Annotated in this window: 12 protein-coding genes and 1 pseudogene; 4 read left to right on the top strand and 9 right to left on the bottom strand. The window is 60.2% G+C overall.

The features are described from left to right. Positions 1-11: 11 nt before the first annotated feature. The 4 genes and pseudogenes from P0D96_RS34475 (at position 12) to P0D96_RS34460 (ending at position 5,845) form a co-directional block, all read left to right on the top strand. Positions 12-2,507 carry a glycogen/starch/alpha-glucan phosphorylase gene (locus P0D96_RS34475; RefSeq protein ID WP_408318124.1) on the top strand — a complete coding sequence of 832 codons (2,496 nt, stop codon included), beginning with the start codon at positions 12-14 and terminating at the stop codon, positions 2,505-2,507. Then, the gene (gene glgX, locus P0D96_RS34470) at positions 2,491-4,584 is read left to right on the top strand and encodes a glycogen debranching protein GlgX (protein ID WP_408318122.1); all 2,094 of its coding nucleotides are present in this window, start codon (positions 2,491-2,493) and stop codon (positions 4,582-4,584) included. The genes P0D96_RS34475 and glgX overlap by 17 nt, the downstream gene beginning before the upstream one ends. An 84-nt stretch (positions 4,585-4,668) precedes the next feature. Then, positions 4,669-4,918 (top strand): annotated as a pseudogene (locus P0D96_RS34465) (IS5/IS1182 family transposase); the annotation flags it as partial. 102 nt (positions 4,919-5,020) lie between these two features. Then, entirely contained in the window at positions 5,021-5,845 is an 825-nt protein-coding gene (locus P0D96_RS34460) for a hypothetical protein (RefSeq protein WP_408182213.1), read from the top strand. Between the two features lie 145 nt (positions 5,846-5,990). Here P0D96_RS34460 and P0D96_RS34455 read toward each other — a convergent pair whose 3' ends face one another. The 9 genes from P0D96_RS34455 to P0D96_RS34415 all read right to left on the bottom strand — a co-directional run bounded on the left by P0D96_RS34455 (position 5,991) and on the right by P0D96_RS34415 (position 17,742). After that, on the bottom strand, positions 5,991-6,617 hold the full coding sequence (locus tag P0D96_RS34455; protein ID WP_408182214.1) for a hypothetical protein: 627 nt from the start codon (positions 6,615-6,617) through the stop codon (positions 5,991-5,993). Positions 6,618-7,127: 510 nt separating this feature from the next. Next, positions 7,128-7,979, bottom strand: a complete 852-nt coding sequence (locus P0D96_RS34450) for a 3-hydroxybutyryl-CoA dehydrogenase (protein ID WP_408318152.1) — start codon at positions 7,977-7,979, stop codon at positions 7,128-7,130. 25 nt (positions 7,980-8,004) lie between these two features. Next, positions 8,005-9,201, bottom strand: a complete 1,197-nt coding sequence (gene bktB, locus P0D96_RS34445; RefSeq protein ID WP_408318119.1) for a beta-ketothiolase BktB — start codon at positions 9,199-9,201, stop codon at positions 8,005-8,007. 61 nt (positions 9,202-9,262) lie between these two features. Beyond that, on the bottom strand, positions 9,263-10,936 hold the full coding sequence (locus tag P0D96_RS34440) for an electron transfer flavoprotein-ubiquinone oxidoreductase (protein WP_408318117.1): 1,674 nt from the start codon (positions 10,934-10,936) through the stop codon (positions 9,263-9,265). A 17-nt stretch (positions 10,937-10,953) separates the two neighbouring features. Continuing rightward, on the bottom strand, positions 10,954-12,756 hold the full coding sequence (locus P0D96_RS34435) for an acyl-CoA dehydrogenase (protein ID WP_408318115.1): 1,803 nt from the start codon (positions 12,754-12,756) through the stop codon (positions 10,954-10,956). A 248-nt stretch (positions 12,757-13,004) separates the two neighbouring features. Beyond that, positions 13,005-14,006: an AraC family transcriptional regulator gene (locus P0D96_RS34430; protein WP_132377036.1), complete on the bottom strand. Its 1,002-nt coding sequence runs from the start codon at positions 14,004-14,006 to the stop codon at positions 13,005-13,007. 550 nt (positions 14,007-14,556) lie between these two features. Further along, on the bottom strand, positions 14,557-16,287 hold the full coding sequence (locus P0D96_RS34425) for a PHA/PHB synthase family protein (RefSeq protein ID WP_408318113.1): 1,731 nt from the start codon (positions 16,285-16,287) through the stop codon (positions 14,557-14,559). A gap of 2 nt (positions 16,288-16,289) precedes the next feature. Next, complete coding sequence (locus P0D96_RS34420; protein WP_408318111.1) at positions 16,290-16,787, bottom strand: MaoC family dehydratase; 498 nt, start codon at positions 16,785-16,787, stop codon at positions 16,290-16,292. 730 nt (positions 16,788-17,517) lie between these two features. After that, positions 17,518-17,742 carry a hypothetical protein gene (locus P0D96_RS34415; protein WP_408318109.1) on the bottom strand — a complete coding sequence of 75 codons (225 nt, stop codon included), beginning with the start codon at positions 17,740-17,742 and terminating at the stop codon, positions 17,518-17,520. Positions 17,743-17,976 lie beyond the last annotated feature (234 nt).

Genomic DNA, 17,976 nt, shown 5'->3' with positions numbered 1-17,976 from the left:
AGGGAACGATTATGGCTGCCGACCCGACCACCACCGCTATCCGCAGCTCCGCGCGAACGGGGCTGGATGCCGACGCGCTGAAGCGCGGCGTGCTCGACAATCTCATCTGCCTGCAGGCCCGTCCACCGGGCATCGCTACCCCGCATGACTGGTACATGGCCCTTGCCTACAGTGTGCGTGATCGCATGCTGGCGCGCTGGGCTGCGACGTTCCAGACCTATGCCGAACGCGAGTTGAGGGTGACTTGCTACTTCTCCGCAGAGTTCCTGATCGGACCGCAACTCGGCAACAACCTCGTCAATCTGGGTATCGAGGCGAATGCGCGTGCCGCCATGCAGGCGCTCGGCCAGGACCTCGACGCGCTGCTCGCGATCGAGGAAGAGCCGGGACTCGGCAATGGCGGGCTCGGACGGCTTGCCGCCTGCTATCTGGACTCACTGGCGACGCTCGAAATACCGTCCGTGGGCTACGGCATACGCTATGAGTTTGGCATCTTCGATCAGGAGATCCGCGACGGCTGGCAGGTGGAAGTTACCGACAAGTGGTTGCAAAAGGGCAACCCGTGGGAGATCGTGCGCCCGAACGTGGCTTACTACGTTGCGTTCGGCGGACATACGCAAAGCGAGACCGATCCTCAGGGCCGCCTGCGCGTGCAATGGATTCCGGCGCACATGGTCAAGGGCGTGGCCTGCGATACGCCGATGCTGGGATTCCGGGTCAATACCTGCAATACGCTGCGCCTGTGGAAGAGCGAAGCCGTCGAGTCCTTCGACCTGCAGGACTTCAACGCTGGCGATTATTACCAGGCCGTGCAGGAGAAGGTGATATCCGAAACGCTGTCCAAGGTACTTTACCCCAACGACGAGCCCGAAGCCGGCAAGCGGCTCCGTCTCGCGCAGCAGTACTTCTTTGTCTCCTGCTCGCTGCAGGACATGCTGCGCCTGCTCGATCTCAAGGGCGAACCCATTGGGCGCTTCGCGGACATGTTTGCGGCGCAACTGAACGATACCCATCCTTCAATCGCCGTTGCGGAACTGATGCGCCTGCTCGTGGACGTGCGATTGCTGCCTTGGGACGAGGCATGGAGCATCACCCGGCGCACGCTCGCTTATACGAACCATACGCTGCTGCCTGAAGCACTCGAGACTTGGGGGCTGCCGCTCTTTCGCGGCCTGCTGCCGCGCCCGCTCGAAATCATCTACGAGATCAACCGCCGCTTTCTCGACGAGGTCCGGCAACGTTATCCCGGCGATGACGCACGCCTCGCGCGGATGTCGATGATCGACGAGGCAGGCGAGAAAAAAGTGCGCATGGCGCATCTGGCGACTGTCGGGTGTTGTGCCGTGAACGGCGTGGCGGCGCTGCATTCCGCGTTGCTCAAGCAGACCGTGATGCGCGACTTCGCGCAACTGTGGCCCGAGCGCTTTCATAACGTGACCAATGGCGTCACCCCGCGTCGCTTCATGCTGCTCAGCAACCCGGGATTGGCGCGGCTGCTGGACAAGACTGTGGGGGAGGGATGGGTGACCGACCTCACGCGGCTTCGGGCTCTCGAAGCGCATGCCGACGACGCTGCCTTCCAGGACGAGTGGCGCGGCGTCAAGCGTGCGAACAAGGAGGCTCTGGCGCAGCACATACGGAGCGCGGTTGGTGTCGTCGTCGATCCTACCGCGTTGTTCGACATTCAGGTCAAGCGCATTCACGAGTACAAGCGCCAGCACCTGAATGCGCTATACGTCGTTACGCTGTATCAGCGCTTGCGTCGCGACCCGCAACGGGCTGTCGCGCCCCGCTGTTTCGTGTTCGGCGGAAAAGCGGCGCCGGGGTATGCAATGGCCAAGCTGATCATTCGACTGATCAACGGTGTGGCCGAAGTCGTGAACAATGATCCTGCGATGGATGGCAGGCTGAAGGTCGTGTTCTTCCCGGACTTCAACGTGAAGAACGCACACTTTATCTATCCGGCCGCCGACTTGTCCGAGCAGATCTCCACCGCCGGCAAGGAAGCGTCAGGCACCGGTAACATGAAATTCATGATGAACGGCGCACTGACCATCGGGACACTCGACGGCGCGAACGTCGAAATCCGGGAGGAAGTGGGCGATCAGAATTTTTTCCTTTTTGGCCTGACCGCAGACCAGGTGGAGCAGATCCATTGCGAGGGCTATCGTCCGGCGGATTGCGTGAATGCGAACGAGGAACTGCGTGAAGCACTGGATCTGATCGCGGGTGGGCACTTCTCGCGTGGAGACCGCAATATGTTCCGCCCGTTGATCGAAAATCTGCGGCAAACCGATCCGTTCCTCGTGTTGGCGGACTATGCGGCCTACGTGGCGTGCCAGGAGGAGGTGAGCGCCGCCTGGCAGGATGCGAGACGCTGGACCCGTATGTCGATACTCAACACCGCGCGGGCGGGCAAGTTCTCCTCCGACCGCGCGATACGCGAGTATTGCGAACAGATCTGGAAGATTCACCCGGTGAGCGTCGATCTTGACCAGCGACTCTGAAACCGGCCCGGCCCGAGTTTATCCGGTTCATCCCGGATCCCGTTTCCCCCCGGGGGCAACGGTTGTGCCCGGGGGAGTCAACTTTTGCGTTTTCAGCCGCCACGCAACGCAGGTGGAACTTCTGCTCTATGCGGCCCCGAGCAGTCGCGAGCCGTTCCAGATCGTCCCGCTCGTGTCCGAGCGTAATCGAACCTTCTTCTACTGGCATGTGCTGGTGGAAAACCTGCCGCTGCACACCTGTTACACATGGCGCGCGGACGGACCGCGGGACACGCAGCATACCGGCTGCGCGTTCGATCCGAGCAAGGAACTGCTTGATCCTTTTGCCCGTGCCGTGTCAACTGATCTATGGACACGGCGCCCTGCTGGCGATACGGCCGACGCCGGGCATGCAACACACCGCGCGATCGTGACGGAGCCGATGCTCGCGTCCGGCAGCCGAGCATCGCGCGGACTGGACGACGCGATTATCTACGAGTTACACGTCGGCGGTTTCACCCGCCATCCTTCGAGCGGTGTAGCGCATCCCGGAACGTTCGCCGGTTTAATCGAAAAAATTCCGTATCTGAAGCAGCTCGGCGTCACCCACGTCGAACTGCTGCCGGTCATGGCCTTCGATGAGCAGGACGTGCCGCAAGCCGCAGCCGTGCGCGGGCTTTGCAACTATTGGGGCTACAGCACGCACAGCTACTACAGCCCGCATCCCCGATACTGCATCGATACCAATCGCGCTCCGCAGGAATTCCGGGAGCTCACGGACGCGTTGCATGCCGCGGGCATCTTCGTGCTGCTCGATGTCGTTTTCAACCATACGGCGGAAGGCGATGCTTCAGGGCCGGTGATTAACTTCAAGGGCCTGGCGAACGACATCTTTTACCATCTCGACGGGGGCGACCGGCGCCGCTACCGCGATTACACGGGCTGCGGAAATACGGTCAATTGCAACCATCCTGTGGTAACCGCATTCATTGTGCATTGCCTCGAATACTGGGTGGAGGAGCTGGGCGTCGACGGATTCCGCTTCGATCTGGCAAGCGTATTCGCGCGCGACCAGCGAGGCGAACTGATGGCCGACCCGCCGATTCCCTGGGCTATCGAGTCTTCGCGAGTGCTTTCGCGCGTGCCGCTGATCGCCGAAGCATGGGATGCTGCCGGTCTTTATCACGTCGGCGCTTTCCCTGGCATGGCCTGGGCCGAGTGGAACGGCCGCTACCGGGATGTGATTCGCCAATTCGTGCGCGGCGATCGCGGCCTCGTCGGCAAAGTTGCCAGCTGCATCGCGGGAAGCTCGGACCTCTATGCGGACGACGGCAGGCTCCCCAGCAACAGCATCAATTTCGTCACTTGCCACGACGGCTTCACGCTAAACGATCTGGTGAGTTACGAGGTAAAGCACAACGAAGCCAACGGCGAAGAGAATCGCGACGGCAGCGATGCAAATATCTCGTGGAACTGCGGCACCGAAGGCGAGACCGACGACCCTGAAGTGCTCCGCTTTCGACGCCTCCAGGCGCGGAACCTGATTGCCATCCTGTTCTTGAGCCGGGGCGTACCGATGCTACTCGCCGGCGACGAGGTACTGCGCGGCCAGCGTGGCAACAATAACTGCTATTGCCAGGACAACGCACTTGGCTGGTTCGACTGGACACCGTCAGATGCCGGTATGGACATGTCCCGCTTCGTGCGTGAGTTGATTGCGTTGCGCAAACGGCACGCGAGTCTGCACCGTGCGCGCTTTTTCACCGGGCGTCCCGCAAACGGGCAGACGCACCCCGACGTGGCCTGGCACGGCGAGCGCCTGCATGAGCCCGCATGGCACGACCCGGAATCCTGTCTCCTCGCTTTCACGCTTGCCGGGCAAACTTCCGACGAGCCGCTGCTGCACGTGGTGTTCAACATGGACCAAGTCGCGCGCCTCGTCGCGCTTCCTGACTTCGACAAGCGGGGCTGGCGGCGCGTCGTCGATACGGCAGCGGTCCCACCGCACGACATCGTCCCGCTTGCCGAAGAGGTCAGGGCGGAAAGCAAAGCATGTCGTGTGCAAGCGCGCAGTGTGGTGGTTTTCGAAGAGAGGTGAACGGACCTGCCGAGCGACGTGACGGCATGAATGACCATCGCGACCCCAAGCAGGTTGCATTACTTCTCGGATGTATTGGTGAACTACATAGGCAAGGACAACGCCGTGAGGATCGTAGATGTCTCCGTTGACGAGCGGGCGGTCCATCGCTCTACCACTGTTGAACACGATCCGAATCTGCACGTGTACTGGCCCGACGCCCTGCCGGCGTTACCTCCTCAAGGACCGATGTAGCACAAGTAAATATCGCCGGATTCGACGATGGGAGCACGAACGCGTACTAGAAATCATGCGGCGTCGACCCGACCGAGCGCCGAACGCAATGACCGTACGGCCCTTCCATTAAGTTGCACCGTTTTTCGGGTACTTCATGTCCACCCAATCATCGAGGTCATGGAAGTGCGCTTCCAGGTCAATCGTTGCGTAGGGGCTCGTTATGCGCCGCCGTATTCTTCGAATCGCACTTTCGAGTGTCGCGCTCATAAGTTTGCCAGCGTGGGCGGACACACCTCCCATTGTAGATGCCAGCACTCGGTGGCAATTCGCTCTGACGCCCTATGTCTGGTTGCCCAGCGTCGACGGTTCGATGCGTTTCTCGTTGCCGGACAACGGCGAGGCCGATGCATCGACTGGCCCGTATAACTATTTCCAGAACATCCGTTTTTTTGCGATGCTGCAGGGCGAAGCGCGCAAGGGCGACTGGAGCATCTTCGCCGACGCAATTTACCTGAACTTCGGCAATCACTCCGCAACAGTACAGACAAAGGGCAGCGGTGCTCTCGAGCGTCAACTGGAAAGCAGCGGCGAAACCAGCTTCGAGGGCGTATTGATTCAGTTGGGTGGCGGCCACACCGTCGTACAGCTGTCGCGCGTCACACTCGATGCGATTGTGGGAATCCGCTATCTTGGCGTGCGCAGCTCGCTCGACGTGTCTCGCAACACCACTGCTGGAGGTGCCGGACCAGGTTTCACCCCGGAATTCCACGCGTCGCAAAGCGCGGATATCTATGACGGATTTATCGGCGTTCGCGGTCGAGTGTCGCTTACCGGCGATGGCCGCTGGTATGTTCCGTTCTATCTCGATGTAGGCACCGGTACATCGGACTTTACCTGGCAGGCTGCGTCCGGTATTGCGTATGCAATGAAGTGGGGCGACGTCACCCTGTCATATCGCTATCTCGCGTTCTACGGTTCGGGTGATCAACTTGTTCAAAGTCTGCGTTTCAAGGGCCCAGTCTTGAGCGCGACGTTTCGATTCTAGATTCGATCCGGATTGCACAGCTGGCTGGTTGCGGTCTGGAAACCGTTTTGTAGCGATCAACTCCGTCGAGCAGCAGGCGATCCTGGCGTGGCATAGCGTGCGTAATGGTTGGCAGGAGGAACGTCTGTGTCACTGCGATGTCACCCTAGCGCGCGACAACCACCGTGGTCTCGGATTCATACGTGATCCTCACGTGACTATGGCGCGCGAGAGACTGCATCACTTTGACGAGCTCGGGGCGGCTGACCCGGACCGAATGCGCCGTACCTTCCTTGTCCTCGATCGTCAGCAGGTTGAGCTTGTGATCGACGCCGGTGACTTCGGCCACGCCCTGGAAGACTCTGAGCGCCTGAAACTCCTCTTGTCCGGCACCCGGAGAATACTGGGTCAGCTTGACCGTGCGGTTCAGGCGCGTGAGCGGCACGCCCTTCGCGAGCGACAGTTCAGTGACATAGGGTTCCAGATAGCTCGCCGTGACCTTGTCGCCGATTTTGACGGCGCTGAGTGCGTCCCGGTGGTTTTTAGCGTTGAAACTCAGATCCTCGTGGCCCGGCACGGTCACGACGATGATTGCGTTTCGCTGGTCGATCAGGCTGACGGTGCCGCTCTCGCTGTCGACGGATGCGCCGCTTGGGACGGCTTGCGCAGCCGCCGACGGGACGGCGTCGTCCGCACCGCACTCGGGAATCCATGCGGCGGACAAGCCCAAAGCCGCAACAATGCAAATACAGCGGCGGGCAGCGGAAATGCGCGTTTTCGATCGGAATGGCATGGCAGTCACCTTGTGCGATCAGGTACTTGTTTGCGATGCGCGCGTCGCGCCCGGCCTGTTCATTACTGCCTTGGCCGGAGCGAGACCATCTTGTCCACGGCGCGCCTTGAACCGCCGCTGCACTTCGTTCTGCGCCGCAGGTGCTCATGTACGGATTTGCTCATAGCGGTGTGCCACAGACCGTTTCGCCACGGGCGTTCTTCGCGCACTCTGCAAACGCGTTCGCCGACAGCATCACGCACGCCAGCATTATCAGAGTCTTCATGGACATTCCCCCGTGACGGCTGCGGCGATAAATGCATTCTCGGCGTCAAACGAATCTTGTCCGGGGTGATGGCCAGCCTCGCAATTTGGCAGTGCCGTCTATCAGTGTAGGTCTTTCAGGGGCATTTCGTGCGGGCGAACATGTACCGCAGGGCTCACGGTAGACTGATCCTGAGCGTGAGTTCCATCGTGACGGGGAGTTTCATGCTCTCGAATGCGGCGGCCGACGTTGGCACTTACCGTTGATCAATCGTAGCGGTAGACTCCGTGCCGGGTCTTGCGCCCGAGACGCCCAGCAGCCACCAGTTCGCGAAGCAAAGGGCAGGCGAGATACTTCTGATCGCCAAGGTCCTTCGCGAGTACCTCTAACACGGCGAGGCAAACATCGAGGCCCACCAGGTCCGCCAATGCAAGCGGTCCAATGGGGTGATTGGCGCCAAGACGCATCCCCTCGTCAATTTCTTCCGCCGTTGCGACTCCCTCCGCCAGAACGAAAAATGCCTCGTTGATCATCGGCACCAGAATCCGGTTGACGACGAATCCTGGCGAGTTCTTGACCCCGATTGGCGATTTGTCGAGCCGGCGGGACAATTCGTGAATTGCGTCGACAGTTTCCGTGCTGGTCTGCACACCACGGATGATCTCGACGAGCGGCATCAGGGGCACCGGGTTGAAGAAGTGCATGCCGACGCAGCGGGAAGGATCGGCAAGATTCGATGCCAACGATGTTATGGAGATCGACGAGGTGTTCGTGGCGATAATCGCGTGTTGTTTTGCGACCGCTTCGATCTGCTTCAGGATCGCGCGTTTCAGCTCGACCTGTTCGGTTGCGGCCTCGATGACCAGATCCACCTCGGCGAGGCGCTGATAGTCGGTTGAAGTATCGATGCGCGCCAGCGTCGCGCTGGCCACCTCCGCGGCGATCGTATTCTTCGCTACAAGCCGCTCCAGACTCGACCGCAATGCCGCCATGCCTCGCGTGAGGGCAGTCTCGGTGACGTCGATCAGAACGATCTTGAGTCCGGCCGTTGCGGCGATCTGCGCGATACCACTGCCCATCGTTCCGGCGCCGACGACGCCGATCGTTTCAATGGTCATGTTCGATCTCCGATAGTCAAATAGTTCATGGCGACGCCTGGAGGTTTTCGAAGATAGCCGCGATACCCTGACCGCCGCCAATGCACATGGTCACCAGCGCGAAACGCCCGTGAACACGCTTCAGTTCGTGGAGAGCCTTGACGGTGATCAATGCGCCGGTTGCGCCGATCGGATGACCCAGTGAAATGCCGGACCCGTTGGGATTCACTTTGTCGGCGTCGAACTGGAGTTCCTGTGCGACGGCGCAGGCTTGTGCGGCGAATGCTTCGTTTGCTTCGATCACGTCGATATCGCGAATCTCCAGACCCGCGCGTTGGAGCGCGATGCGCGTGGCTGGCACGGGACCGATGCCCATATAGAGCGGATCCACGCCGGCATGAGCGTAGGACACCAGCCGGGCCAGCGGCTTGAGCCCGCGTTGTTCAGCAGCTCCTCGCTCCATCATCAGGACGGCGGCGGCAGCGTCATTGATACCGGATGCGTTACCCGCCGTTACGGTGCCACCGGTCTTCTGGAAAGCGGGTCGCATACCGGAAAGGTCGTCAAGGGAGACGTCCGGACGCACGTGCTCGTCCGTGTCGAACGACACTTCCTTCCCCTTGACCCGGCGCGTTACGGGAACAATCTGCTCCTTGAAGCGCCCTTCGGCGATCGCGCGCGCTGCACGGCGGTGCGATTCCACAGCCAATGCGTCCTGCTGTTCGCGCGTGATGCCATATTTCTGCGCAACGTTCTCTGCCGTGATCCCCATGGGAACAGCATGGAAGGGATCATTAAGCGCGCCGAGCATCATGTCGATCAGACGCGCATCGCCCATCCGCACGCCAAAGCGTGTGTCGGGAGTCATGTAGGGCGCACGGCTCATGTTTTCCGCGCCGCCACCGATGGCAACGTCGGCGTCACCCAGCAGAATTGCTTGCGCGGCAGAGATAATGGCCTGCAATCCGGAGCCGCACAGGCGGTTCACGGTCAGTGCCGGCGCCGTTTCGGAGACACCTCCGTTAATGGCGGCCACGCGTGCCATGTACATGTCTTTGGGTTCAGTTGCGATAACATTGCCAAAGACTACATGTCCTACCTGATCGCCGGCAACATTGGCCCGTGCCAGTACCTCTCGCACTACAAGCGCTGCAAGCTCGGTCGGCGGCACGTCTTTCAGGCTTCCGCCGAACTTTCCAATGGCGGTGCGCACACCGCTCACAATAACGACCTCTCTTTGCACGTTGCACTCCTTGAATTAGATGGCGCACGCAGGCATCGTTTTCGACGCCCCGGGTATCGAATCACATGTTCGGATAGTTCGGACCGCCGCCACCTTCAGGCGTGACCCACACGATGTTCTGCGTCGGGTCCTTGATATCGCACGTTTTGCAGTGCACGCAGTTCTGCGCGTTGATCACGAGGCGTTCGCTGCCGTCGTCGTTCTTGACGAACTCGTACACGGCCGCCGGGCAATAACGCGATTCCGGACCGGCATAGGTCTGCCAGTTCACATTCACCGGCACCGACGGATCTTTCAGCGTCAGGTGCGCCGGCTGGTTTTCCTCGTGATTCGTGTTCGAGATGAATACCGAGGACAACCGGTCGAACGTGAGCTTGCCATCCGGCTTCGGATACGTGATTGGCTTGCACTGCGATGCGGGCTTCAGCATTTCGTGATCCGAATGCTGGTGATGCAACGTCCACGGCACATTGCCGCCCAGCAGCTTCTGCTCGATGCCGACCATCAGCGTGCCGAGGTACAGGCCCTTGCTCATCCACTGCTTGAAGTTGCGCGCGCGATGCAGTTCGGTGTGCAGCCACGAGGTCTTGAAGCTCTCCGGATATGCCGTCAGTTCATCGTTCTGACGCCCAGCCTGCACGGCGTCGAACGCCGCTTCAGCGGCCAGCATGCCGGTCTTGATCGCCGCATGCGAACCCTTGATCCGCGATGCGTTCAGGAAGCCCGCATCGTCGCCGACCAGCGCGCCACCCGGAAACACCAGTTTCGGCAGCGACATTAGGCCGCCGGCGGTAATCGCCCGCGCGCCGTACGACACACGCTTGCCACCTTCGAGCACCGCGCGAATCGCCGGATGCGTCTTGTAGCGCTGGAATTCCTCGAACGGCGAGAGATACGGGTTTGTGTAGCCGAGACCCACGACGAAACCCACCACCACCTGGTTGTTGTCCATGTGATAGAGGAACGAGCCACCGTAGGTGTCGTTTTCCAGCGGCCAGCCGGCGGTGTGCATCACCAGACCCGGCTTGTGTTTCGAAGGGTCGATTTCCCACAGTTCCTTGATGCCGATCCCGTAGACCTGCGGATCGGCGCCTTCGCGCAGCTTGAATTTGTCGTTCAGCTGGCGGCCGAGGTGCCCACGCGCACCTTCGCAGAACAGCGTGTATTTCGCGTGCAGTTCCATGCCGAGCTGGAAGTTCTCGGTCGGCTCGCCGTCCTTGCCGATACCGAGATTGCCGGTCGCGACGCCTTTAACCGAACCGTCATCGTTGTAGAGGATTTCAGCAGCAGGAAAGCCCGGGAAAATCTCGACACCCAGCGCCTCAGCCTGCTGACCGAGCCAGCGCGTGACATTCGCGAGGCTGATCACATAGTTGCCGTGATTCTTGAAATTGTCCGGCAGCGCCCAGGTCGGCACGCTTTTCGAACCGGTTTCCGTCAGGAACAGGAACCGGTCTTCGGTCACTTCAACGTCTAAAGGCGCGCCTTTTTCCTTCCAGTCAGGGACCAGCTCGTTCAAAGCGCGCGGATCCATCACCGCGCCCGACAGGATATGCGCCCCGATCTCCGAGCCTTTTTCCAGTACGCACACGCCAAGCTCGACGCCTTTTTCCGCCGCCAACTGCTTCAGGCGGATCGCCGCGGACAGGCCAGCCGGGCCGCCGCCGACGATCACGACGTCGTATTCCATCGACTCGCGTGGACCGTATTGCTCAATGAGACTTGCGTCTATCACGATGCGATGCCTTTTCTTTAGAACTGGTCTTCACTCAGCGCCAACATGCCTTCGTTGTTCTTCGCGCTGACGATGGATGCCTCAAGCGCGACGGCTTGCGACAGGATGTGATCGGCAAAGAAGTGAGCGGTTGCGATCTTCGAGTCGTAGAACGGCTTATCCTCAGCGTGCTTCTCAGCAGCCACCAACAGGGCGCGCGCAAATTGCCAGCCTGCGAGGACGATGCCAGCCAGCTTCAGATAGGGCACGCCGCCAGCAAACACTGCGTTCGGATCGCTCTTGGCGTTGGCTAGCATGAATTCCACTACGCTCGCGAGAGCTTGGCGGCCGGTCGTGAGCCGCTTGTGCAGCGACCGGAATGCAGGGTTGGACGAGAACGCCGCGCAGTCTTGCAGTTCGCCCAGCGTCCGATCAATCTGGGCGAGGATTGCTTTCGCCACCGCGCCGCCGTCACGCAAGGTTTTGCGTCCGATCAGATCGTTCGCCTGAATCGCCGTGGTGCCTTCGTAGATCGTCAGGATGCGGGCGTCGCGATAGTACTGTGCAGCACCAGTCTCTTCAATGAAGCCCATGCCGCCGTGGACCTGCACGCCCAGGCTCGCCACTTCGATTGAGATTTCCGTGCTCCAGCCCTTCACGACCGGCACGAGATATTCATAGATGGCCTGATGCTCTGCCTGCACGGCTTCGTCCGCGTGGCGATGCGCGATGTCGCTATGCGTGGCTGCAACATAGGCGAGCGCGCGGGCGCCCTCGGTTAGCGCGCGCATCGTCAACAGCATGCGGCGCACGTCCGGGTGCTGAATGATCGCCACAGACTGCTTGGCGGAGCCATCAACCGGCCGGCTTTGTACGCGATCCTTCGCGTAGGCTACGGCCTTCTGATACGCGCCTTCAGCAACGGCGATACCTTGCACGCCTACGCCAAAGCGAGCCGCATTCATCATGATGAACATGTATTCGAGGCCGCGATTCTCCTCGCCGATCAGTTGCCCGATTGCGCCGCCATGATCGCCGAACTGTAAAACCGCGGTCGGGCTTGCCTTGATACCGAGCTTGTGTTCGATCGACACGCAATGCACGTCATTGCGATCGCCCAACGAGCCGTCTTCGTTGACGAGAAACTTGGGTACGGCAAAGAGTGAGATTCCCTTGACGCCCTCAGGCGCATTGGGCGTACGAGCCAGCACGAGATGGACGATGTTTTTCGCCATGTCATGGTCGCCCCACGTGATGAAGATCTTTGTGCCAAACACGCGATACGTTCCGTCGCCTTGAAGCTCGGCGCGCGTGCGTACCAATGCCAGATCCGAGCCGGCTTGGGGTTCGGTCAGATTCATCGTTCCGGTCCATTCGCCAGAGATCAGCTTCGGCACGTAGGCTTGCTTCTGCGCCTCAGTGCCGGCTGTCAAGAGCGCCTCGATCGCGCCGTCGGTGAGCAGGGGGCACAGCGCAAGCGACAGGTTGGCGGCATTCAGCATCTCGATGCACGGTGCCGCAAGCAGTTTAGGCAAGCCTTGGCCACCATATTCGACGGGATGCACGACACCTTGCCAGCCTCCTTCGGCAAACTGGCGGAACGCTTCCTTGAAGCCCGGCGTGGTGTAGACCTCGCCGTCGCGCCAGGTACTCGGATTTTTGTCGCCTTCGATATTCAACGGCGCGATCACGTCCGCGCTAAACTTCGCCGCTTCGTCGAGCACCGCCTGCGCAGTGTCGGCAGTGGCGTCTTCGAAGCCCGGGAGCGTCGATACGCGATCGAGATGGGCAAGTTCATTGATGACAAACAGCATGTCCTTGACGGGCGCCGTATAGCTCATGATGGATTTCCAGAAATGCAATCTAAGAGGGGACGCGGGCAGGGCAGACGAAGTGGCCCGGCGCGGTAACAGTGAGCCGATCGTAGTCCCGATTGGGCGCGAATCGACTACCTAAATCGGCCCATCTATTGACAAAGTTGGCCACGTCTTGCGAAACGGGCAGAGCGCCGATGGGCGTTTACCCCATTGCGCGGGGCGAGCAAGTCCGGTTGCGGTTCAACGGTTCCGGCAGACGGGCAGGGTCGCGCTCAGGGTTGCCGGCGGTACTCGCCAGGCGTGCTGCCAGTCCAGTGGCGAAAGGCCCGATGAAATGCGGTCGGATCGTCAAAGCCGACATCGCCCGCGATCGCTGCAATCGGGTCATTGGTGCCGGTGAGTCGCTGGATAGCGATATCACGCCGCAACTCGTCCTTCAGCGTCTGGAATGCGGTTTCCTCTGCGGCGAGGCGCCGGCACAAGGTGCGCACCGACCAGTGAAAACTCCGTGCGGCGTCTTCGACGGTCGGCACATCCGGCAAACTGGCTGCGAGGTATTGTCGGATGCGGTGGCTCGTGAGCTGCTCGCTGAAGGAAACAAAAATCCAGTCTTCCGGAGCCCGTGCGAGAAATTTGCGCAAATTCGTCTTGCGCTGGCGGATGGGCATGTCGAAATACGCGGCGCTGAAGCGCATCAGCGTTTGCTGGCAGTCGAAATGGACAGGTCCGGGGAACAGGTACAGATGATCCACCGTGTGCGGCGGACAGGAAAACGCGAACTCGACTTGCAGCAGGGGGATTTTCTGACCGATCAGCCATGATGCCACGCCGTGTGCGAGCTTTAACATGAGCTGCTGCCCGAGCATGCTGACGGTCGACGATGGATCAGGGTGAAGGGCAACGCACGCTATCAGGCCGTCTCTGCGCGATTCGAACCTGAAGTCATCGAGGACAATGTGAAAGAACTGCCCGAACCGATGCATGGCAATTTCCAGGTTGGGCGCATCGAGCAGGCTCAGGCAAAGAAACTTCAGGGTGCCGCTGCGCATTGGACGGGCGAAGATGCCCGGCATTTCATCGTCGAATTCAATGGCGAGGGCACGGTATAAAGTCGAAAACTGTTCCTCCGTGACTCGCGCGCCCGGTTCGATCAGCAGCGCCGGCGAGATGCTGGCTTCGTCCAGGTATTTGCCGACCAGACCCGGCCGTGCACCCGCGGCGGCGAGGAAACCGTTGACAAGTGAGATCGGGACGGTGGCGCTGGGTGAATGCATGGGCGTTGACGGGACTCGTTAATGTCGGTTCACCACGTCAGTTATTGTACGGCACCGTTCAGACCAGGTAACAGCCCCACCTATATCTACAGGTCAAAGTCAGTGATGGTCGAGAGGGCCGGAGGGGGTATGCCAGTCCATCCAGTCGAAGTGTCTGGAGCTTTCAGCCCAGGCCCAAGTTGCTTTTGGCATGCGTGTGGCCGGCGTTTCCGCTTGTAGTGCGTTGCTTTCGTGTTCTGTTTTTGCAACGGGGTGGAGACCCGTCGCACTTGAGGTTGCCTTCACTTCGTCCGGCGCGAGATTAGATACGGTTGATTTGCGGTGCATGATAAATAGGAAGGTGAATGATTGAATAGAATCGACCGGGCGGTGGCGCCAGCGTCAGGCCGCAAGTAGGCCGCAAGTAGCGAGAGCAATATCGCCCTGTGCCCGGGGAAGGGTTTCGAAGCATCGCGAAAGTCCACGGAATGGATTCGATTCCGTGGAGCAAATGCGCGCGCACGAGTGGCAGGGAATCGGCATGCCGGGGCCGCGCTGCCCGGAGCAAGCCCTATGCCGTGCGAGCTTTCACATAGCGCCCGGGCGCCGGCTCGATCGGCTTATGATGGGCGCTTCCCGGTTTCGTGCGCGCCTTGACCGAATCTCCAGCGTACGGCTTCAGCCACTCAATCCAGTGGGTCCACCAACTACCCGGCCGTGTTTCGGCTGACGCCAGCCACGCATCCGGATCGCTGCTCAAATCGCCACTGGCCCTGAAACTTCGCTTGTTCTTCGACGCAGGATTGACGACCCCGGCTATGTGGCCGCTCGCGCCGAGAACGAATTGAGTCGGGCCGCCAACCAGTTGTGTGGATCGATAAGCCGACCGCCACGGCACGATATGATCTTCCTCGGTTGCCAGTACGTAGGTCGGGGTGTCGATGCGTCCCAGGTCGACTGGCATGCCGCATACCGTCAACCGCCCTGGTTTGCACAGGTTGTTCTCCAGGTACATGTTGCGCAAATACCAGGTGTACATGGGCCCCGGCAGATTCGTGCTATCGGCGTTCCAGTACAGCAGGTCGAATGGCGGCGGCGACTTGCCCTTCAGGTAGTTGTCGATCACATATGGCCAGATCAGATCGTTTGCTCGCAACGTCTGGAACGTGAACCCAAGTTCCTTGCCTGAGTAGATGCCGCCTCGACCGATTGCACTCTCGCGCTGAACGACGCCTGCTTCGTCAATGAAGACGCCCAGCTCGCCAGGTTCTTCGAAATCCAGCATCGTGGTGAGCAACGTGATGCTAGCCATATTGTCGTCGCCCCGTGCCCGGGAAATCGCCGCGGCAGACGACAGAATCGTGCCTCCCACGCACCAGCCTACCGCGTTGACCTGATCGGCACGGGTGATCGCCAGCGCTACGTTGATTGCCGTCAATGCACCCTGTTCGACGTAGTCGTCCCATGTCGTCTGCGCCATCGCGGCATCCGGGTTGCGCCACGACACCATGAACACGGTCATCCCCTGTTCGCAGCCAAAGCGCACAAAGGAATTGTCAGGCTGCAGATCGAGAATGTAATACCTGTTGATGCAGGGCGGCACGATTACCAGTGGGCGTTTGGCTACCCTGTCGGTGAGCGGGGCATACTGGATCAACTGGAATAGATCGTTTTCGAACACGACCGCGCCTTGGGACGCTGCCACGTTGTGCCCGACCTCGTAAGCGGTCTCATCCGTGATCGAGATGTTGCCGCGCTGCAGATCACCAAGCAGGTTCGTGAAGCCGTCACGCAAGCTGTCACCGCTGGATTCGAACGCAAGCCTGAGCGCCTCGGGATTGGTTGCGGCGAAATTGGCTGGGCTCAGCAAGTCGATGAACTGCCGCGTGAAGAATTCGAGCTTCCGTTTGTCCTTTTCACTTAGGACAACCGCATCGACGACGTCTTCAAGCAACCGCGCGTTGAGCAGGTAGTTCTGCTTGAGCAGGCTGTACCAGGCATTCTTGCGCCAGTCTTCGGCGAGAAAGCGGCGGTCACTGCGCTGCGGCGCAATCACGGGCTCGGTTTCCGCGCCCATCGTGCTGGCTAGCGTGCGGGTCCATACCGACGCCAGCTGCGGCCAGTACGCCGAGTGAGCCTCGAGAAGCGCCGCGGAAACGGCTAGTGCTTCCGGGGGTTCCGCTCTGGTGTGCGTGTAGTATTGCGGAGCGCCATTCGCCTCCAGACCGGTCATTGCGCGCCAGAACCGCTGCCCGGACTTGAGGAATCCCTGTACATATTCAGTGGGTACGTTTAACGACATGATCACACCGCTTCGCTTGATTGACTCATGATTGCAGACGGTTCGGCACTGGCCGCGCTTTCAACCAGGCGCCGCGCACGGGACGTGGCCAGGACGGTTGCTTCGCCGTCGATCACCACCTTTCCGCCAACCGTACAGACGGTCGACATCACGACACGGCCCTTTTCCGGCTGCAGTTCTTTCACAGCGACCGTTGCATGCACCGTATCGCCGGGCCGGACTGGTGCCTTGAAACGCAGGTTCTGCCCGAGGTACACCGTACCGGGGCCCGGAAGGTGTCCGGCGAGGGTCGCGGAAATCACACTTGCGGTCAGCATCCCATGCGCAATGCGCCCTTTGAACGGCGTGGTCCGCGCGAATTCCTCGTTAATGTGTACGGCGTTGTTGTCGCCCGATGCGGCCGCGAAGAACAGGATATCCGTCTCCGTTATGGTCTTCGCAAAGGTGGCGCTCATGCCTGTTTCCAGGTCTTCAATGTCGTAACCGCCGATTTCGTTCATCTGTTGCTCAACTGGTTGTTATTGAATGGACTGACCCTGTACGCTTCCGAAGTGTCGTCGCCTCACAGCGTCAATTTCACGCGGGCCCTGGAATGCGGCAAAGTGAAATTCTGCCGCCGCGCGCGGTACCTGGATGTTTGTCACCTTCAAGATTCAACGGCGCAATCACGAGAAAAGCGATCGAAGAGGGGACACGGGTTGGGCAGAGTTAATGGCCCGGCGCGCTAACCGTTGAGCCGATCTTAGTCCCGATTGGACGCGAACCGACTACCTAAAGCGGCCCATCTATTGACAAAGTCGGCCATGACTTGCGAAGGAGGTGGTTCGCCGATGCGTGTTTGCCCCACTTCAGGGGCAGCGGGTCCGGTTGCCTCAACGGCGTCGATTCGTACCGGTAACTCACCTGGCGGTTCCGACTTATCCCACTTGTACAGGCCGTCGATGACCACACCGCGCTGTTTCCTTGGAACATGCCATGCGAACTGCAATCACTCACCGGCCTCAAGTCACAACTCTGACCGGAGTCCTTAATTGGCCGCACAAAAACAGCGTAACCCGCCGAAAGGTCGACGCATTTGCATCGGAGTACGATCGAGCGCTGCGGTTTTTTCCCATCCATTGACCTCGTCCATACCCGCAAACGAACAGCGTATAACGCGAAAGCTTTCCCGAACCGTTTCTTCGATGCGACGCCCGCTCGGACGGAGCGTCGTGCGGCCGTATGCAATACTTACTCAGCTTCGGACGCCGGTTTGGCCTTCTTTTCAGTCTGGGTGTCCGCGTCCTGGGGAGCGGTTTTTTTGGCCTCGCGAGCCTTTTGTTGGGCCTTGCGCTGGGTGTCCTGCATCTGCTTAGTCGCTGCAGCGCCGGTTTGGGCGAATGCCACAGGCGCCGACAGGAATGAAAGTACCACGCAGAAAACGGATGCAAAAACGGGTCCGCGGCGTCCGTTCATATTGATCTCCAGAAGTCGACCGAGTGTCGATATACAGGCAGAGCCGGTAACGCGTGCGTTCACAGATGCTGGTAGCCGGTGACCACCCAATTACGCCATTATCCCTGCGGTACGGCCATCACTGGCCGCCAGTGGGCAATGGAGCGAGGGTCCACCGCGTGAACTGCGCCATGACATATGCACAGACTGTAGACCCTGCGCTGAGTGAGCGCTACATGCAACCCGTAACGGATC

This window comes from Paraburkholderia sp. RL17-347-BIC-D (assembly GCF_046027915.1).
Taxonomy (GTDB): Bacteria; Pseudomonadota; Gammaproteobacteria; order Burkholderiales; family Burkholderiaceae; genus Paraburkholderia.
The sequence above is the reverse complement of the archived record's forward strand: the minus strand, read 5'-3'. Positions and strand labels throughout refer to the sequence as shown.